General features: G+C 59.6%; 21 protein-coding genes. 15 read left to right on the forward strand and 6 right to left on the reverse strand.

The window, feature by feature from the left end; genetic code table 11:
• The first annotated feature begins 41 nt into the window (after positions 1 to 41).
• From BMZ36_RS04140 to BMZ36_RS04190, 11 genes are all read left to right on the forward strand, one after another.
• Complete coding sequence (locus tag BMZ36_RS04140) at positions 42 to 890, forward strand: hypothetical protein (protein ID WP_091191729.1); 849 nt, start codon at positions 42 to 44, stop codon at positions 888 to 890.
• Between the two features lie 187 nt (positions 891 to 1077).
• Complete coding sequence (rph, locus tag BMZ36_RS04145) at positions 1078 to 1794, forward strand: ribonuclease PH (protein ID WP_091191731.1); 717 nt, start codon at positions 1078 to 1080, stop codon at positions 1792 to 1794.
• Positions 1791 to 2120 (forward strand): YkgJ family cysteine cluster protein, encoded by a 330-nt coding sequence (locus BMZ36_RS04150; protein ID WP_091191734.1) that lies wholly within the window; start codon positions 1791 to 1793, stop codon positions 2118 to 2120. The genes rph and BMZ36_RS04150 overlap by 4 nt, the downstream gene beginning before the upstream one ends.
• A gap of 109 nt (positions 2121 to 2229) precedes the next feature.
• Positions 2230 to 3624, forward strand: a complete 1395-nt coding sequence (gene hflX / locus BMZ36_RS04155) for a GTPase HflX (protein ID WP_091191736.1) — start codon at positions 2230 to 2232, stop codon at positions 3622 to 3624.
• Positions 3625 to 3881: 257 nt separating this feature from the next.
• Positions 3882 to 4838 carry a tRNA dihydrouridine(20/20a) synthase DusA gene (dusA, locus tag BMZ36_RS04160; protein ID WP_091191819.1) on the forward strand — a complete coding sequence of 319 codons (957 nt, stop codon included), beginning with the start codon at positions 3882 to 3884 and terminating at the stop codon, positions 4836 to 4838.
• On the forward strand, positions 4829 to 5467 hold the full coding sequence (locus BMZ36_RS04165; RefSeq protein WP_091191737.1) for a retropepsin-like aspartic protease family protein: 639 nt from the start codon (positions 4829 to 4831) through the stop codon (positions 5465 to 5467). The genes dusA and BMZ36_RS04165 overlap by 10 nt, the downstream gene beginning before the upstream one ends.
• 1 nt (position 5468) lies before the next feature.
• Positions 5469 to 6062: an RdgB/HAM1 family non-canonical purine NTP pyrophosphatase gene (gene rdgB / locus BMZ36_RS04170; protein ID WP_091191739.1), complete on the forward strand. Its 594-nt coding sequence runs from the start codon at positions 5469 to 5471 to the stop codon at positions 6060 to 6062.
• Between the two features lie 27 nt (positions 6063 to 6089).
• A complete protein-coding gene (locus BMZ36_RS04175; protein WP_091191742.1) occupies positions 6090 to 6314 on the forward strand; it encodes a hypothetical protein in 225 nt (74 codons plus the stop codon).
• Positions 6311 to 7480 carry a radical SAM family heme chaperone HemW gene (gene hemW, locus BMZ36_RS04180; protein WP_091191744.1) on the forward strand — a complete coding sequence of 390 codons (1170 nt, stop codon included), beginning with the start codon at positions 6311 to 6313 and terminating at the stop codon, positions 7478 to 7480. The genes BMZ36_RS04175 and hemW overlap by 4 nt, the downstream gene beginning before the upstream one ends.
• Positions 7481 to 7641: 161 nt before the next feature.
• A complete protein-coding gene (locus BMZ36_RS04185; protein ID WP_091191746.1) occupies positions 7642 to 8031 on the forward strand; it encodes a Rid family detoxifying hydrolase in 390 nt (129 codons plus the stop codon).
• 28 nt (positions 8032 to 8059) lie between these two features.
• On the forward strand, positions 8060 to 8530 hold the full coding sequence (locus BMZ36_RS04190; protein ID WP_091191748.1) for a hypothetical protein: 471 nt from the start codon (positions 8060 to 8062) through the stop codon (positions 8528 to 8530).
• A gap of 835 nt (positions 8531 to 9365) precedes the next feature.
• On the opposite strand, the gene rlmH is transcribed toward BMZ36_RS04190, so the two are convergent.
• Positions 9366 to 9836 carry a 23S rRNA (pseudouridine(1915)-N(3))-methyltransferase RlmH gene (rlmH, locus tag BMZ36_RS04200; RefSeq protein WP_091191752.1) on the reverse strand — a complete coding sequence of 157 codons (471 nt, stop codon included), beginning with the start codon at positions 9834 to 9836 and terminating at the stop codon, positions 9366 to 9368.
• 189 nt (positions 9837 to 10025) lie between these two features.
• Between rlmH and BMZ36_RS04205 the strand changes: the two genes are divergently transcribed.
• Positions 10026 to 10493 (forward strand): hypothetical protein, encoded by a 468-nt coding sequence (locus tag BMZ36_RS04205; protein WP_091191755.1) that lies wholly within the window; start codon positions 10026 to 10028, stop codon positions 10491 to 10493.
• A gap of 64 nt (positions 10494 to 10557) precedes the next feature.
• On the opposite strand, the gene rsfS is transcribed toward BMZ36_RS04205, so the two are convergent.
• Positions 10558 to 10938 carry a ribosome silencing factor gene (gene rsfS / locus BMZ36_RS04210; protein ID WP_091191758.1) on the reverse strand — a complete coding sequence of 127 codons (381 nt, stop codon included), beginning with the start codon at positions 10936 to 10938 and terminating at the stop codon, positions 10558 to 10560.
• Between the two features lie 162 nt (positions 10939 to 11100).
• Positions 11101 to 11736 (reverse strand): nicotinate-nucleotide adenylyltransferase, encoded by a 636-nt coding sequence (nadD, locus tag BMZ36_RS04215; RefSeq protein ID WP_091191821.1) that lies wholly within the window; start codon positions 11734 to 11736, stop codon positions 11101 to 11103.
• 59 nt (positions 11737 to 11795) lie between these two features.
• Between nadD and BMZ36_RS04220 the strand changes: the two genes are divergently transcribed.
• From BMZ36_RS04220 to BMZ36_RS14500, 3 genes are all read left to right on the forward strand, one after another.
• On the forward strand, positions 11796 to 13457 hold the full coding sequence (locus BMZ36_RS04220) for an NAD(P)/FAD-dependent oxidoreductase (RefSeq protein WP_091191760.1): 1662 nt from the start codon (positions 11796 to 11798) through the stop codon (positions 13455 to 13457).
• Between the two features lie 38 nt (positions 13458 to 13495).
• Positions 13496 to 13951, forward strand: a complete 456-nt coding sequence (locus BMZ36_RS04225) for a hypothetical protein (RefSeq protein ID WP_091191762.1) — start codon at positions 13496 to 13498, stop codon at positions 13949 to 13951.
• An 89-nt stretch (positions 13952 to 14040) separates the two neighbouring features.
• Positions 14041 to 14190 carry a hypothetical protein gene (locus tag BMZ36_RS14500; protein ID WP_177187769.1) on the forward strand — a complete coding sequence of 50 codons (150 nt, stop codon included), beginning with the start codon at positions 14041 to 14043 and terminating at the stop codon, positions 14188 to 14190.
• A 517-nt stretch (positions 14191 to 14707) separates the two neighbouring features.
• Here BMZ36_RS14500 and BMZ36_RS04230 read toward each other — a convergent pair.
• From BMZ36_RS04230 to BMZ36_RS04240, 3 genes are all read right to left on the reverse strand, one after another.
• Positions 14708 to 15916 carry a BaiN/RdsA family NAD(P)/FAD-dependent oxidoreductase gene (locus tag BMZ36_RS04230; protein WP_091191765.1) on the reverse strand — a complete coding sequence of 403 codons (1209 nt, stop codon included), beginning with the start codon at positions 15914 to 15916 and terminating at the stop codon, positions 14708 to 14710.
• A gap of 205 nt (positions 15917 to 16121) precedes the next feature.
• On the reverse strand, positions 16122 to 17378 hold the full coding sequence (locus BMZ36_RS04235) for a glutamate-5-semialdehyde dehydrogenase (RefSeq protein WP_091191767.1): 1257 nt from the start codon (positions 17376 to 17378) through the stop codon (positions 16122 to 16124).
• 76 nt (positions 17379 to 17454) lie between these two features.
• Entirely contained in the window at positions 17455 to 18261 is an 807-nt protein-coding gene (locus BMZ36_RS04240; protein ID WP_177187770.1) for a trypsin-like serine peptidase, read from the reverse strand.
• Positions 18262 to 18515 lie beyond the last annotated feature (254 nt).

An 18515-nucleotide genomic window follows, 5' to 3' on the forward strand; every position in this document is an offset into this window, starting at 1 on the left:
AGCTGCTCACATATGAGTTACTGGAAAATCCCGGATCAATAATGTCCAACCGGCTACGCGCACTGCTCACCTCTTTTTCCCCGGCCGAATCCGCAGCCCTGCTGCGCGCGCTCTCCGACCTCGAATCCGGATCGCCGCGTCAGTGGCTGCTGCTGGAAATCGCCGCCACGCTCGGACCGGCGCAGCCCAGCCGGCGCATACAGGTACTGGCGTGGATTGCGGACAAAGTCGGCATTGCGCCGCTGTTACCCGTTCTCGATTATCTGCATCTTCCCGGCATCGGGCTTTACCGTCATCCCGCCACGATCTTGGGACGCTGTGCGCGGCAGGCGCTCGACGATGCGGCGTTGCTGCTGGTGGCTTTTTCTGCGCTGCTGGCGGGTTTCGACCGTTTGCCGGCCAGCCGGCAGTTTGTTGCCTGCTTGCTGTTGTTGCTGGGCGGTGCAATCAAATACTGGCGGGTACGCAAGCAACACCCCGACGACGCCGACACGCCGCCCATTGAAGAAACGCTACCCGGTGCCGAAGCGGCGCTGGGATTGCAAGGCTTGTTGCTGGCGCGGGGCAATTCACCGGCGGAGTCATTGCAACTTTTGGCCGAGCTGCGTACGGTGCCGGACAAGGCGCTGCCACGACTGACCACAGCCCTGCCGGAGCTCTTGCCGCCCCCGCCTGTCCGCCGTGAATACACGCGGGCCGCACTTGCATGCTGGGTTCTGGCGATTCTGCCCGCGCTGTGGCTGAACGGCTGGCAGTGGGGCTGGATTCTGACCGTCCTCTGGGTGGCCGGGCTGGCCTGGATTGCGCACCGGCGCAAGACCTTCGTGGCGCTGACCATTGGGCTGGCGCTGTTCAGTTTCGGCTTCGCGCGGATCGCGCATCTAATCTAGAAAACCTTTTCACCACAGAGTCACGGAGTTTGGGGGAAAACCCAAAGAATGCCCCCGTTTTCTCTTGGCCATGCTGAATTCGACCTTGGCCGCAATGATGTCGGGGGTTCACCCAAACTCTGTGGCGCTGTGGTGAAACAAGTTTTTGAAGGATAATCAACCATCTTTCTATTCACCGAGTTCCGCCATGCGCCCCTCCAACCGCCGCCCCGACGAACTGCGCCCCGTGCGTATCACCCGCCATTACACCTGCCACGCCGAAGGCTCGGTGCTGGTTGAATTCGGCAACACCAAGGTCATCTGCACCGCGACGGTTGAGGAATCCGTTCCGCCTTTCCTGCGCGGCAAGGGCCAAGGCTGGGTGACGGCGGAATACGGCATGCTGCCGCGCTCGACTCACAGCCGCATGCGGCGCGAAGCGGCCAGCGGCAAGCAGGGCGGGCGCACACTGGAAATTCAGCGCCTGATCGGTCGCAGTCTGCGCGCCGTGGTCGATCTGCAGAAGCTCGGCGAGCGCCAGATTGTGATCGATTGCGACGTGATCCAGGCCGACGGCGGCACGCGCACGGCAAGCATCACCGGCGCGTTTGTGGCGCTCACCGATGCCATCAACGGCCTGATTGCCGCCGGAAAACTTACCGAATCGCCGATCAAGGAGGCCGTCGCCGCTATCTCGGTCGGTGTGTTCGAGGGAACGCCGGTACTGGATCTGGATTACCCGGAAGATTCGGCCTGCGAAACCGACATGAACGTGGTCATGGCCGAGAGCGGGCATTTCATCGAAATCCAGGGTACCGCCGAGGGCGTGCCGTTCAGCCGCGCCGAGATGAATGCGTTGCTTGATCTGGCAGAGAAAGGCATCCGGGAACTGCTTGCCCTGCAGCAGCAGGCACTGGCAGGATGACCCAGCAAAGCAATAGCGCCGTTACGGACGAAAGCTCGGCCGTAACGTGCGCCACCTGCAAAGCCTGCTGCTGCAAGCTGGAAGTCATGCTCATGGGCGATGACGACGTGCCTGAAGAATTTACCGTGCAAGATCAGTGGGGCGGCTGGGTCATGCTGCGCCTTGAAGACCGCTGGTGCGCAGCACTGGATCGCAAAACCATGCTCTGCACCATCTATGAACGCCGCCCCTTTATCTGCCGTGAATACCAGGCCGGCGACAGCGACTGCCTGGATGAGCGGAAACAGCTCTCCCTGCCCGTACCCGCCGACATGGTGCCAGATTGATGTCGCCACATGGCCCAAGCTGTAGGCCATTCATCTTCCGTGCCGGTGCCGGTCACTGTTTGCGGTTACTATCCGGCCTTGCCCACCTCATTAAAGAATCCCAGCCCGAATGCAAAGCGAAGTTCAAGAAAAGACCAGGTACGCCGTTGTCGCGGCGGTACAACTCCCCAACGTAAGCGACATCGAGTTTGAATCGTCGCTGACCGAGCTGCGCGAACTGGCAAAAACACTGGGGTTCCAGGTGGTGCACACGTTCACGCAGAAGCGCACCAGTTTCGAAACCACGGGCTATCTGGGGATCGGCAAGCGGCAGGAAATCAGCCGTTTCGTCAAGAATGAGCCGGCCTCGGACGAAATGCCACCCGCTGCGCTGTATGCGGGCAAGATCGACGCGCTTCTGGTTGACCACGAGATTTCGCCCTCGCAGGCGCGCAATCTCGAACTGGATGTGGGTTGTGAGGTCATGGATCGCACCATGGTCATTCTGGAAATTTTCCATCGCAACGCCCGCTCCCGTGCTGCGCGCACCCAGGTGGAAATCGCACGCCTGGGCTATATGGCCCCGCGCCTGCGCGAAGCGGCCAAACTCGCCGGGCAGCAAGGCCGGCAACGCAGCAGCGTCGGCGGCCGGGGCGTCGGCGAATCGCTCACCGAAATCGACCGCCGCAAGATTCGTGACCGCATCGCCGAATTGCAAAAGGAAATCGTAGCAATGGAGGCCGAGCGCAAAATACAGCGTTCGCGGCGCCAGGAACGCCAGGGGCTGGCTGGCGTAGCGCTGGTCGGCTACACCAACGCGGGCAAATCCACCTTGATGCGGGCGCTCACCGGCAGCGAGGTGCTGGTTGCCAACAAGCTCTTCGCCACGCTCGACACCACCGTGCGCGCCCTCCATCCGGAGAGCGTGCCGCGCGTGCTGGTCAGCGACACAGTCGGCTTTATCAAGAACTTGCCCCACGGCCTGGTGGCCTCGTTCAAATCCACGCTCGACGAAGCGCTGGATGCCGAGCTGCTGCTGCACGTCATCGACGCCAGCGACCCCGGCTTTGAGCGCCAGCTTGAAGTCACAGATACCGTGCTGGAAGAGATCGAAGCGCAGAACGTACCGCGCCTGCGCGTCTTCAACAAGATTGACCATGTCGGCGACGAAACCGCACAAGCGCAATGCGAAGCCACCCTGCGCACCCGCTACCCGGGCTGCATCGTGATGAGCGCACGCCGCCCGGATGAGGTTGCCAGCCTGCACAAGGCCATCGTCGCGTTTTTCCAGCAGGATCTGGTCGAAACCGAACTGTTCCTGCCCTGGTCGGCACAGCAATGGCGCGGAAAAATCTACGGCAACTGCGAGGTGCTCGAAGAGCGCTCGGACGACGAAGGCACGTTCTTCCGCATCCGCGGCGAACCCGGCACCGTGAAGGACCTGAGCGAACAATTCGGGCAGACATACGGCGGTCAGGACGTTTGCTTTGACCCATCGTGCGCGGACTACGCCACGACGGAGTGAATACGGCAAATGCCGAACATAAAGAATTGGCCTCAGAACAGGTTCTCACTGACTACGAGGCCTTGTTTGACCACCACCGGAATCAGATAGGACAATGATCGAACGGTTCATTGAAACACTTGGGAATCCCCCACAAGAACGCCGTTCGTTCATCCAGTAAAAGCTCCAGAAACACGTCACAAAACACGGAAACACACCCCTTGAACGCCGCAGAAACCAAGCCCATCGCCCCCTCCCGCCGCTTCACCATCGCGCCGATGCTCGACTGGACGGACCGTTTCTACCGGCGCTTTGCGCGCGAGATTTCGCGCCATACCTGGTTGTATACCGAGATGGTCACGACCGGCGCACTGATCCACGGCGACCGGCAGCGCTTCCTGCAATACGATCCGTGCGAGCACCCGCTGGCACTGCAACTGGGCGGCTCCGATCCCGCCGATCTGGCGCGTTGTGCGCGTATGGCGCAGGACTGGGGTTATGACGAGGTCAACCTCAATGTCGGTTGTCCGTCGGAGCGCGTACAGAATGGCAGCTTTGGCGCCTGCTTGATGTTGGAGCCCGATCTCGTCGCCGATTGCGTGAAGGCGATGCGCGATGCCGTGTCGATCGACGTGACGGTCAAACACCGCATCGGCATCGACAAGGTGGAAGATTATGAATTCGTGCGCGATTTCATCGGACGAGTTCATGAGGCCGGTTGCAATACCTTCATCGTTCACGCGCGCAACGCGATCCTCAAGGGGCTGTCGCCCAAGGAAAACCGCGACATTCCGCCGCTGAAATACGACTATGCCTATCGCCTGAAGCAGGATTTCCCGCGACTGGAAATCCTCGTCAACGGCGGCATCACCACGCACGAGCAGGTCGCCGAACATCTGCGCCACGTCGATGGCGTGATGCTCGGGCGCGAAGCCTATTACAACCCGTGGATTCTGGCCGACGTGGACCGGCTGTATTACGGCGACGACCACCCGCAGCGCACGCGCGCCGAGATCATGCAGGGCTTGCGCGACTTCATCGAAACGGAACTGGCCGCCGGCCTGCCGCTGCGCCTGATGGCACGCCACGTGCTTGGTCTGTATCAGGGCCAGCGCGGCGCGCGGCAGTGGCGGCGCATGCTTTCCGATGCCAAACTGCTCAAAGACGCCGATTTCGGCCTTATCGAACAAGCACTGGCCGCCGTTGCTCCCCGAGGAGATTTTTCATGCGATTGATCGTTGCCGCTTTGCTGACATTTGCCTGCCTGACCGCTTGGGCAACAGACCTGAATCTGGTTGCCGTCATGGGCAACAAGGCGATGGTGGAAGTGAACGGCAGCAAACCCAAGCTGCTTTCCCCCGGCCAGAGTATCAACGGAGTAAAGCTGATCTCGGCTTCCGGCAGCGCTGCGGTGTTCGACATCAACGGCCAGAAAAAGACGCTGACGATGGACAACCGCTCCTACAAAAGCGGCGGCAACGGTGGCGGCAGCGGGCAGAAGATCTTCCTGTTCGCGGAACCGAACGGACACTTCTACGCGAATATTTCCATCAACGGAATCACGGTCCGCGGGATGATCGATACCGGCGCCACCGCGCTTGCTCTTCCCAAGGGTTTCGCCAGTAGCGCCGGCATTGATCTGAGCCACGGCACTCGCACCTATTCCAGAACCGCGAACGGAGTGGCTCCCATCACCGTGACCTCAGTGAATACAGTCAAATTTGCCGATGTTGTACTCCACAACGTTCAAGCCTCCGTTCACGAAGGCAACGGTTTGGGTGTCCCACTAATCGGCATGAGCATCCTCAGCCGTTTCACCATGGAACGCGATGGCGACCGGCTGATTCTTACAAAACGCTACTGACATGAAAAAAATCGTTCTCGCCAGCAACAACGCCGGCAAATTGCGCGAATTCTCGCGCCTCTTCGCCGATCTCGACATCGAAATCATCCCGCAAGGCCAGCTGGGCGTATCCGAGGCCGAAGAGCCCCACGCCACCTTCGTGGAAAATGCGCTCGCCAAAGCCCGCCACGCGGCGCGAATCACCGGTCTGCCCGCACTGGCCGACGATTCCGGCATCTGCGTACACGCATTGGGCGGTGCGCCGGGCGTGTATTCCGCACGCTATGCGGGCGAACCGAAATCCGATGCGCGCAACAACGAGAAGCTGATCGCCGATCTTGCCGGCCAAGCCGACCGCCGCGCGTTTTACTATGCCGCTCTGGTGCTGGTGCGCCACGCCGACGACCCGCAGCCCGTGATTGCCGACGGCTTCTGCGATGGCCTGATCGTCGATGCGCCGCAAGGCGATGGCGGATTCGGCTACGACCCGCACTTCTTCCTGCCGCAATTCGGCAAGACCGTCGCCGAAATCACACCGGAGGAAAAAAGCCTGATTTCGCACCGGGGCAAGGCGCTGCGCGAGTTGATCGGCAAGTTGAAAGAGCACGGATTGTAAATTTTGCGCCGGAATGACGAGGAAGAAATGAGCAACGACGAAAAGCGCTGGGCTGTGTGGCTGCGCGACGACGGTTCGGTCGTATCCTGCACCGAGAAGGTCAAGGTCATGAACGAGAACCTGGATGAACTCAAGCAGATGGCGCAGGATCTGTTCGAGGATGCGCTGCTGATGGAAGTCGCGGAAGGGCAGATCCGCGAAGTGCTGCACGGTCTGGTCGACAAGCTCGTCAACCCCTACGCCAAGCCATGAATCCGCTACTCCCTGCCGGCTGGTCGCTACCGGCCCTGCCGCCGCTGTCACTCTACATCCATTTCCCCTGGTGCATCCGCAAGTGCCCGTACTGCGATTTCAATTCGCACGCGGTCAAGGGCGCGCTGCCCGAGGCCGAATACATCGATGCGCTGATCGCCGATCTGGAGCACAGCCTGCCGATGATCTGGGGGCGTCCGGTGCAGACCATTTTCATGGGCGGCGGCACACCGAGCCTGTTTTCTGCCGCCGCCATCAGCCGCCTGCTCGACGCGATCCGCGCCCGTGTGCGCCTGTTGCCGGAAGCCGAAATCACGCTCGAAGCCAACCCCGGCACCTTCGAAGCAGAGAAATTCGCCGGCTACCGTGCGGCCGGCATCAACCGGCTTTCGATCGGCATCCAGAGCTTCAACGACCGGCATCTCGCTGCGCTGGGGCGGGTGCATAACCGCGCAGAAGCAGAGCAGGCCATCGACATCGCCCGCGCGCAGTTCGACAACTTCAACCTCGACCTGATGTACGCGCTGCCGCAGCAAACACTGGCCGAAGCGCTGGCGGACATCGACACCGCGATTGCCGCCGGCTCGACGCACATTTCCGCCTACCACCTGACGCTGGAGCCCAACACCGCCTTCGCCGCCGCCCCGCCTTCGTTGCCCGACGATGACGTTTGCGCCGACATGCAGGAAGCCATCGAAGCACGGCTCGCCGCTGCCGGGTTCGAGCACTACGAAACCTCCGCCTTCGCCCGCCCCGGCCGGCAGACGCGCCACAACCTCAACTATTGGCGTTTCGGCGACTACCTCGGCATCGGCGCCGGCGCGCACGGCAAGATCAGTTTTCCGGATCGCATCGTGCGCCAGGCACGCTACCGCCACCCGACCGAATACCTGACCCGGATGAAGCAAGGCTCGGCGATCCAGAGCGAAGAGATCGTCCCGCTCGATCAACTGCCATTCGAATTCATGCTCAATGCTTTGCGGCTGACTGGCGGCTTTGAACTGGCACTGTTTGCCGAACGCACCGGCCTGCCGCTGACTACCATCCTGCCCGAACTCGACCGCGCCGAAGCGGACGGCTTGCTCGCCCGCGACCACCTGCGTGCATGGCCGACCGCCAAAGGCCAGCGTTTTTTGAATGCCTTGCTGGAGCGGTTTTTGCCATAATTTTTGTTCACCACAGAGGCACAGAGAACGGGAGAAAAACAAAGGGGCCGACAGATTTGTCGGATTTCCGATCCGCAGGCATTATTTTGCTTTTCGGCTTTCTCCCGGGCTCAGTGGCTCTGTGGTGAAAGTTTTGATTCGCTTTTAAAGAGGGAAAAACCATGGACAAGACCATCATCCACAGCGACAACGCCCCAGCCGCCGTCGGCACCTACTCCCAGGCCGTCAAGGTCGGTAATACCGTCTACCTCTCCGGCCAGATCGGCCTCGACCCGGCCAGCGGCGTGCTCGCCGAAGGCTTCGAAGCCCAAACCCACCGCGTCTTCCAGAACCTGCGCGCCGTGTGCCAAGCCGCCGGCGGCGATCTTTCCGACATCGTGAAGCTCGGCGTCTTCGTGGTGGATCTCGCCAATTTCGCCAAGCTCAACGAAATCATGGGCGAATACTTCACCGCCCCCTTCCCCGCCCGTGCGGCCGTGCAGGCGGCAGCGTTGCCGAAGGGGGCGTTGGTGGAGGCTGATGCGGTGATGGTGTTGGGTTCTACCGACTGATCGGCCAAGCGTTCGAAAAGGACATCGTATGCGAAAAGAGCCGTCCGCTAGGATATTCAGCAATGCACTTCAGTTCTATGAGCTCACGAAACTGGCATATGATAATCCAGCGGTTCGTCCAAAGACATTGATGGCGGTCATTTGTAACTTTGCACTGAGTATTGAGTTGCTTCTAAAAAGTTGCGATGCAGGTGTCAAGAAATCACAGCATCAACCTGGAACACTTCTCACTGATGCAGAGATTTATTCAAATGCTTGGGGTCATGATTTAGAGAAAATTTTTGACAGCTTTGATAGCGAAATCAAATCAAAAATTGAATATCTTTACAAAAAAACTACAGGCAACGATCTGAGACCCCTGCTCTCAAAGTACAAGGACTACTTTATTCATGCCAGATATGCGCATGAGCCCAAGAGCGGTCACTCATATGATGTTTCTGGCATCCACGATCTTGCGGAGGGTCTTATTGCCTCAATAAGAAAGTGGAATAACGAATGACCAGCCACACACTGCCAACTATGACGGTGAGCAACTCATAGCAAAACACATTGCGCCGGATAAAGTTTTGATACGCAACCACATCGCCTGCGGCGACCCGGATTACGCCGCAAAGCGGCTATCCAGGCTACGCAATTCCACCTTGCTACCATGGCAGACGATTTGCCTTTCCCCTTGGCCAGCGCCGAGGAAGCGGAGCGAGACCCAGGCTCGCGACCGACCGAGGGCAGCCCGGAGGGCCGCAAGGCGGGGTCGCCTTCTTTTGGTTTCTTTTCTTGGCGAAGCAAGAAAAGAAACTCGGCGCCCGGGACGAACTCCCGGCATCAAACACGACGCGCCGGCAGGCGCTTAAAACCACCGAGTAGGGCGCAATCGAAGCGAAGCGCATTGCGCCGGATGTTTTGCCTTCGGCGGTTGATCTGGCGGGCTGCCGCTGCGCGGCGAGACCGCCCTACCATTGGGCTGCTAGTAATGGCAGACGGTTTTCTCCCCTTGAGCCCGCCGAGCATCGCAGATTGGCACGGGGATTTCGGCGAGGACTGTTTGAGGCCGCAGGCCGAGTTCCGCAGCCGCCGCGACAATCGAGAAGCGCAGGGAACCCGAAGGGCGGGCGATGGGGTCGCCTTGGGGATGAAAGGGGAATTGGCGAAACAATTCCCCTTTCCCGTCAGCGGGGCGGAGCCCGCATAGGCTACGCAATTCCATTCTGCCCGTCAGGCGAGCGAGCCAAAGCAGGTTGCGGAAGGCCAGCGCGCAGCAACCGGAATGGGCAAATAGCCCATGAGGATTGCGAGCACTGCCCGACTGCAAGATGCGCAGGCGCAGCCGCCTGACCTCACTCCCGATGATACGGATGGTTGTTGAGTATCGAAACCGCCCTATACAACTGCTCTGCCAGCAACACCCGCACCATCCCGTGCGGCAGCGTCATCGCCGAAAGCTGCAGCAACTGGTCGGCGCGCTTCTTCACGCTCGGATCAAGCCCGTCAGTGCCGCCGATGATGAACACCGTATCGCGGCCGTCGCGCTGCCAGTCCTTCATGTTTTCGGCCAGCTTCATCGTCGTCCAGTTCGCGCCGCGCTCGTCCAGAGCCAACACCCGCGCATCATGGGGGATGGCGGCGAGGATGCGTTCGGCCTCTTCGGCCATCACCTGCTGCGGCGTACGCCCGGCGTTGCGCTTGTCAGGCTTCAACTCGACCAGTTGCAGCGGAAAATCGCGTGGCATGCGCTTGGCGAATTCCTCGTAACCGGCGGTAATCCAGTCCGGCATCTTGTGGCCTACGGCGATGAGATAAAGCTTCATTTTTCAGATTCCAGCCCTGCCCGGCTCCGGGCAAAAGTCGGCGCAAACGCGCCACAAATCATACGGTTGACAGGTCTACACAATGTCACCAACAGCAACAAAGCATGGGCAGAGAATTTTATCCCACAGTGCCAAATTAGAGGTGCAGGCAAAACAAACGCCGAGCAACAAAACACCTAAAGGAGATACATGATGAAAAAGCTGCAAACCCTTCTGATCGCTGCCGCCTTTGCTGCCACTGCCGCTACCGGCTTCGCCGCCGAAGTTTCCAAGGCCGCTCCGGCCAAACCGGCGACGACCTCCGCCAAGGCGAGCCCCGCGGCCAGCAAACCGGCCGCGAAGAAGACAGTCAAGAAACAGACCAAGAAGGTGGTCAAACCCGCCGCATCGGCTCCTGCCAAGGCTCAGGCAGACAAGGCGACGACCGGCAAGACTGCATCCAAGCCCGCGACCATCAAGACCCAGAAGAAAGCCGTCAAGAAAACAGCCGTAAAGGCTTCCGCACCGGCCAAGGCCCAAGCTGACAAGGCACCGGCTTCCGCCTCCAAGCCTGCCGCGGCCAAAGCCAGCAAGCCGGCTGCGAAAAAGCAGCCCAAGAAGGTCAAGAAGGCTCCGAAGGCCAAGAAGACCGCCGCCTCCGCCCCGGTTGCCAAGTAACAGCCCAAACGAAACGCGGATGCCTGCAACGGCATCCGCGTTTTTCATGCGTCCAACAGCGGAATCAGGCAGCGTCTGCTGCGCTCCACGGCTTGCCGATCGGATTGAACGTCGGCTTCTGGCCGCCCCACAGTTGCTCCAGATCGTAGTAATCGCGCACCGGCGGCAGCATCACGTGCACGATCAGGCTGCCGGCATCGACCAGCACCCATTCGCCGTACTCTTCGCCTTCGGTACTGACGATCTCATAGCCCTTGGCCTTGAGCTCTTCGCGTACATTGTTGGCCAACGCGCGCACCTGGCGGTTGGAGTCGCCGGTTGCCACGACCATGCACTCGAACAGGTCGGTCAGCTTGGTGGTATCGAGCGCGATGATGTCCTTGCCCTTGACGTCTTCCAGAGCCGCCACAGCCACATCACGCATCTTTTGAATCATTTCGTCCATTCTTGTTCCAGTATTTTAAAAAGCTTCTGAACCACAGAGACACCGGGAACACGGAGAAAAACAGCGATTGCAATACGTCGCATCGCCTCCGTTCAGAAGGGAACGCCGTACAGGCTTTGGTTTTTCTCCGGCTCTCTGTAACTCTGTGGTGGAATTTCAGGGTTATCGGTAAAAACCGGCGCGGTGGATGGCATCCGCAACCGGCGTCAACGCCGCCACATCTTCGCCCCGGGCAATCCTGGCCCGGATCTCGGTCGACGAGAAAGGCAGGAGCGGCGTTGGCAAAACGCTGATTCTACCTTTTTCAGCCGTTCCGGGCGAAGCTAAAACCGTACGAACGGCAAATTCTTCTGCCAAATCAGAAGGTAAGGCCGAAAAATCGAAGCCGGGGCGTGCCGCCACGACCATGTGCCCGGCATCCAGCAGCTCGCGCCAGCGCCGCCAAGTCTGCAAGTTAAGGAAGGAATCGCCACCGATCAGCCAGACCAGAACGGCTTGCGGGTTTTCCCGCTGGATTTCCGCCAGCGTATCGATGGTGTAGCAGTAGCCACTGCGCCGTATCTCGCGATCATCCGCGACCAAGCCCGGCTCGCCAGCCAATGCCAGCTGCACCAGTTCAAAGCGTTGCTGCGGGCTGACAGGCGGCGCATCACGGTGCGGCGGCAAGCCGGTCGGGATCAGGCGCACCTGCGGCAAGGCAAAGGTCTCGCGCAACGCGCGCGCCAGCGCCAGATGCCCGAAATGGATCGGATCGAAGGTGCCGCCGAAAATACCGAGTCGCTGAGATAGGGAATTCATGCCGGCATTGTAGCGGTACAATACCGCCCTTCAAGCGTTATATATCGAAAGAAACCAGCATGTTGCGACTCACCGAAATCAAACTCCCGCTCGATCACACCCCGGAAGACCTGCCCGCGGCCATACTTGCCAAACTCGGCATCCCGGCCAGCGATCTGGTGCAGTTCACGATCTACCGGCGCGGGTTTGATGCACGCAAGCGCAGCGACATTCTGCTGGTGTATTCACTGGATGTAGAGGTCAAGAATGAAGAGCGGCTGCTGAAAAAATTCGCGGCCGATCATCGCGTCAAGCCGACCCCGGATATGACCTACCAATATGTGGCGCAAGCGCCAACTGAACTGAAAAGCCGCCCGGTCGTAATCGGCATGGGGCCGTGCGGTTTCATGGCAGCGCTGACGCTGGCACAGATGGGCTTCAAGCCGATTGTGCTGGAGCGCGGCAAAGCGGTACGCGAACGCACGCAAGACACCTGGGATCTGTGGCGGCAAGGCAAGCTCGATCCGGAATCCAACGTGCAATTTGGCGAAGGCGGCGCGGGCACCTTCTCGGATGGCAAGCTGCACAGCCAGATCAAAGACCCGAAATTCCATGGCCGCAAGGTGCTGCAAGAGTTCATTAAAGCCGGCGCGCCCGAAGAAATCATGTACATCAGCAAGCCGCACATCGGCACCTTCCGGCTGGTGGGCATGGTCGAAAAAATCCGCGAGGAAATCATCGCCCTCGGCGGCGAGATTCGCTTCTCGGCGCGCGTGGACGACATTGCCACTGTCCGCGACGCCGAAGGCAATGGCCGCGTCACCGGTGTAAAGCTCGCCAGCGGCGAAGTCATCGCCACTGATCACGTGGTGCTGGCGGTGGGCCACAGCGCGCGCGACACCTTCGAGATGCTCTACAACACCGGCGTGTATGTCGAAGCCAAGCCGTTCTCGATCGGCGTACGCATCGAACACCCGCAAGCCATGATCGACAAAGCCCGCTTCGGCAAATTTGCCGGGCATCCGATCCTTGGTGCCGCCGATTACAAGCTGGTCCACCACGCCAGCAACGGACGCACTGCCTACAGCTTCTGTATGTGCCCCGGCGGCACCGTGGTCGCGGCGACCTCGGAAGAAGGCCGCGTCGTCACCAACGGCATGAGCCAGTATTCGCGCAACGAGCGCAACGCCAACAGCGGCCTGGTCGTGAACGTCACCCCGGAAGAAGACTTCCCCGGCCACCCGCTGGCCGGGATCGGCTTCCAGCGCGAACTGGAAAGCCTCGCCTTCAGCGCCGGCGGCAGCAACTACAACGCCCCGGTGCAGCGCGTTGGTGATTTCCTCAAGGGCAAGCCATCCACACAGCTCGGCCACGTGACACCGTCCTACACCCCCGGCGTCACCCCGACCGACCTGCGCAAGTGCCTCCCCAAATACGTCGTCAACGCCATCCGCGAAGCCCTGCCCGCATTCGACCGGCAAATCACCGGCTACGCCATGGAGGATGCCGTCCTGACCGGCGTGGAAACCCGCACATCCTCCCCGGTACGCGTCAAACGCGGCGACGACTTCCAGAGCATCAACACCCGCGGCCTCTACCCGGCTGGTGAAGGTGCGGGCTATGCCGGCGGCATCTTCTCGGCGGGAGTGGATGGCATCAAGGTTGCGGAAGCGGTGGCGCTGGATATGACGGGCGGCACGGCAGCGACGGGAGGGGCAAGGAAGGGTGAGGATTGGGGTTAAGATTATTTTTGTAGAAAAATAGCAAACGGAAAAGAGACATGGAAGGGAAAACCTACGCCATAAAAACTGCCGGGGGTGAATTTATTTTTGGAGTATTCATCCTTGGAATACCAGCAATGTTGTTTCTCCACTCCGCCACAAAAGATACAAACACATTATCAATTATAATTAAATTGATGATGTGTTTACTGCTATTTTCCGGCACGGCTTTTTGCTTTTACAGGTTTTATTTTGACAAATCAACGATAGGATTTGTTACCCTAACAAATGACGCGATTTCAATTCCTGCAAAATCTTGCCGACAACTCGTAAAAATTCATTACGAATCAATCAAAAAAATTGAATCAACCTCCTACTTTCGGGGAGGTCAGGTCATCAACATTTGGCACAAGAATGGAGCCATTGCAATCCCAGAGAACCTCCTTGTCGACAAAGGCAGTTATGATCAAATATTCTCAGAATTAAAATCCCACGCTCCAGATCACGTCGTTTAATAGAAAGCGAGTAGCCCGGATGCAGAGAAGCGGAATCCGGGGCCCCGTCCCTCGCAAATACCGAACCCGGATTCCGGCCTGCAGCCTCCATGCCGGGCTACAAAACCCGCGCCATCGCAACCATGGCAGACGGTTTTCCTTTCCCCTTGGCCAGCGCCGAGGAAGTGGAGCGAGACCCAGGCTCGCGACCGACCGAGGGTAGCGCGGAGCGCCGCAAGGCGGGGGCGCATTGGGGATGAAAGGGGAATTGGCGAGACAATTCCCCTTTCCCGTAGGCGGGGCGGAAACCCACATTCAAAACACCGCGCCGCAGGCGCATAAAATCACCGCGTACGACGCATTTGTAGGGCGCAATCGAAGCGAAGCGCATTGCGCCGGATGCCGTGTCTTTACCATCCACGATTCGCCTCAAACATCCAACATCGCCTTCGGCGACCCGGATTACGCCGCAAAGCGGCTAATCCAGGCTACAAAACCCGCGCCATAGCAACCATGGCAGACGGTTTTTCTTCCCCCTTGGCCAGCGCCGAGGAAGTGGAGCGAGACCCGGGCTCGCGACCGACCGAGGGCAGCCCGGAGGGCCGCAAGGCGGGGTCGCCTTTGGGGTGAAGGGGGCTTTGGCGAGACAAAGCTCCCTTCCTGCCCGCCGTGCGGAAACGGCACCCAAACCCCGCGCCGACAGGCGCATAAAATCAGAACTACGCAGCAAGATGAACATTGCCCGGCGGATTGCTTTGCGAATCCGCCATACGCCCCTCACACAAACTGCCCTGCCACCCACCCCGACGACCACGCCCATTGCAGGTTGTAGCCGCCCAGCCAGCCAGTGACATCGACCACTTCCCCGATAAAAAACAGCCCGGGAACCGCCTTGGCCTCCATGGTTTTCGATGACAAGGCGGCCGTATCCACACCGCCCAGCGTCACTTCCGCCTTGGCATAACCGAGCGTGCCGGAAGGCATGATTTCCCAATTTTTCAGTGCCTTAGCAATCTGCTCCAACTCGGCGTTGGTCAATTCGTTGAGCGGGCGAGTCCAGCCAAACAACGCGCACCATTCATGCGCGAACTTGCGCGGCAGTTTTTCGGCCAATACATTGGGTAGCAAAGCTTTGCTGCGCCGTTGCGCCATAAGCCATTCCAGCGCATCGTCATCCGGTAGCAGGTCGATGCTGATAGGTAGTTTCTTGCCGCCGGCATACTCCTGCATCTGCCAGTAGCTGGAGATTTGCAGAATCGCCGGGCCGGACAGGCCGCGGTGCGTCAGCAGCACGTTTTCACGAAAACGCACCTTGGGGAAAGCGGCGCAACTGACTGCGGCATCCAGCGTGTTGCCGGAAAGCGGTTGCAAGGCCGCCAAGGTTTCCGGTGCCAACGCCAGCGGCACCAGCGCGGGCTTGGGCGGGATGACGGCCAAGCCAAATTGCTCGGCCAGTTTGTAGCCTAGGGGCGTTGCGCCGATCTTGGGGACCGCCAGCCCGCCGCAGGCCACGACCAGCGATTGGCAGAACAAGGCTCCACGTTCAGTCTGCAGCACAAAGCGACTGTTGCCTTGCTCTATCCGTTCACAGCCTTGCACCTTGCAGGGCGCGGCCCATTGCACACCCGCCGCATCACAAGCGTCGCGCAGCATGTCGACGATGTCTTGCGCCGAATCGTTGCAGAACAGTTGTCCATGCTCGCGCTCGTGCCAGGCAATACCGCGCGCTTCGATCATGCCGAGGAAATCGTGTTGGGTGAAACGGCTCAGGGCCGAGCGGCAGAAGTGCGGGTTTTGCGAGAGGTAATTCTCAGGCCCGACATGCCGGTTGGTGAAGTTGCTGCGCCCCCCACCGGAAATACGGATGCGCTCGCCGATCTTCGCCACATGGTCGACGATCAGCACCCGCCGCCCGCGCGCCCCGGCTTCGGCGGCGCACATCATCCCGGCCGGGCCGGCACCGATGACAACGACATCGAAATCCATCTATCAGCTTTTCCTCTACAGCTTTGGCCAAATCTTGCTTGAACTCGTCACCCCGGCGCAGGCCGGGGTCCAGTGCTTTGAAGAGACTTTGTTGCTGGATACCGGCCTGCGCCGGTATGACCGCCAAAATTCAAAATCTCACTTATCGGCTCAATAAAACACAAGCCCGCAGCAAGGCGGGCTTGTTCCGGGTGCGTTTCTGGTTTCAGACTCGAATATGGCCGTCACCGAGTACCACCCACTTCTGGCTGGTCAGCCCTTCCAGACCGACCGGGCCGCGGGCGTGGATCTTGTCGGTGGAGATACCGATTTCCGCACCCAAGCCATATTCGAAGCCATCGGCAAAGCGGGTCGAGGCGTTGACCATCACGGAGCTGGAATCCACCTCGCGCAGGAAGCGGCGCGCCTTGGTGTAGTTCTCGGTGATGATTGCGTCGGTATGGTGCGAGCCGTAGGTGTTGATGTGTTCGATGGCAACATCCATGTCGGCCACGATCTTGATCGACAGAATCGGGGCGCAGTATTCGGTTACCCAATCTTCGTCGGTTGCGGGAATGGCGTCAGCCAGGATCGCGCGCGTTTGTTCGCAACCGCGCAGCTCCACACCCTTCGCGCGGTAGATCTCGGCCAGCGGCGGAAGGATCAGGTCGGCGACGTTTTCGTTGACCAGCAGCGTTTCCATGGTATTGCATGGGGCGTAGCGATGAGTCTTGGCATTGTCGGCGATGCGGATTGCCTTTTCCGGATCGGCCTCGTCGTCGATATATACATGGCACACGCCGTCGAGATGCTTGATGACCGGCACACGGGCATCCTGCGCAATGCGGGCAATGAGGCTCTTGCCGCCACGCGGCACGATCACGTCGACGTATTCGTTCATGGTGATCAGCGCACCGACCGCAGCACGGTCCGTGGTTTCGACCACCTGCACGGCCGTTTCCGGCAAGCCGGCTGCGGCCAGCCCTTCGCGTACGCAGGCGGCAATCGCCTGGTTGGAGCGAATCGCTTCCTTGCCGCCACGCAGGATGGTGGCATTGCCAGCCTTCAGGCACAGGCCGGCGGCATCGGCGGTCACATTCGGGCGCGCTTCGTAGATGATGCCGATCACGCCGAGCGGCACGCGCATCTTGCCGACCTGGATGCCGGTCGGACGGAACTTGAGATCGGTCATGTCGCCGACCGGATCGGGCAGCGTGGCAATCTGGCGCAGCCCTTCGGCCATCGTCGCTACGGTCTTGGCGGTCAGTGTGAGGCGGTCGATAAAGGAGGATTCCAGCCCCTCGGTTTTGGCAACGGCGACATCTTCGGCATTGGCGGCGAGCAGTTTGTCAGCATCGCGCTCGATGGCCGCAGCAATCGCTTGCAGCGCGCGGTTCTTGGCCCCGGTATCGGCCTTGGCCATCTGGCGGCTAGCGGCACGGGCCTGACGGCCGATCTGTTGCATGTAGGCTTGGATATCCATGGTCAGTTCCTGCGAAATCCTGATAGAGCTTGATTGTAACGTGCGACACCCGGCGTGAAAGCCGGGTGTGAAGTAATTATTTCGGCCGCTTGGGCATCTGCAACACCGTGACTGCCGTGTTGTCCGCCTTGTCGCGGTTGAACCAGTCCGGCGCAGAGCTTTGCACCGCCACCAGCATCGGCCCTTTTTCCGTGACCAACCACAGCGGCGATCCACTATCGCCGGAAAGCGTATCGCACTGGTGCTCCAGCGTGTTGTCTTCGATCAGCGCGGTAACCTGGCAGCCCTGGTGCGCAGTCAGCACCTGGTTGTGGTCGCTGGCAAAACCGGCTTGAGTTACTTCGCTGTCGTATTGCTGGATCTTTGCCAGCAGGGCATCGGCATTGCCGGAAAAAACAGGCATCGGCTTGGGCGGGATGCCATCGACCAGCTTGAGCTTGATCAGAGCGATGTCATAGGGCGCAGCTTGCGGCTTGATGTAGACATCATCCCCCTTGTATTCCAAACCCTTGCGGAATTTCGGGTGAAAGAACTGGTTCTCGATCCGGTAACGGGCCAACCATTTCCCCTCGTGGTAGCCTGCCCAGAACCAACGCCCCTTGTCCAGCTTTCTTGGGGTCATCAGGAAACAATGAGCGGCCGTTATGGCAAGATCGGGCGCAATCAGCGTTGCGGTACAGTGGCTTTCTCCGCTTGTTTGCATCTTTCCGACTGCCGAAAACGCACCAGCGTATGGAGGCGTGACAAATACACGGTCATCTTTGCCGAAGAACAGTATCAGGTTCTGGGCAGCCACTTCTGCGGCATCAGATTCTTCATCGCCCTCGATCTCCTGTTCGCTCGCGGCGACAACAGCCGATGCTGGTGCATTCAGCGGGGCCACAGATGAAGCATTTCTAACGGTTGTATCTTTCTTTTCTGCAGAATGCCGCGGCCAGAAAAATAATAGAGACAATGCGACGACAGATCCCAACAAAACCAAACCGATTCGTTTGCTCACTGGCATTACTCGTTTATGACTTCAAAACAAAATGGGGGCGGATTCCGCCCCCATTTTGCCAACAATACCTTGTTCCCTCAGGAATTAGGCAGCCTTCTTGGTAGCCTTCTTGGCAGCCTTCTTGGCTTTTTTCTTCT

Source organism: Formivibrio citricus, from assembly GCF_900115065.1.
Lineage (GTDB): Bacteria > Pseudomonadota > Gammaproteobacteria > Burkholderiales > Chitinibacteraceae > Formivibrio > Formivibrio citricus.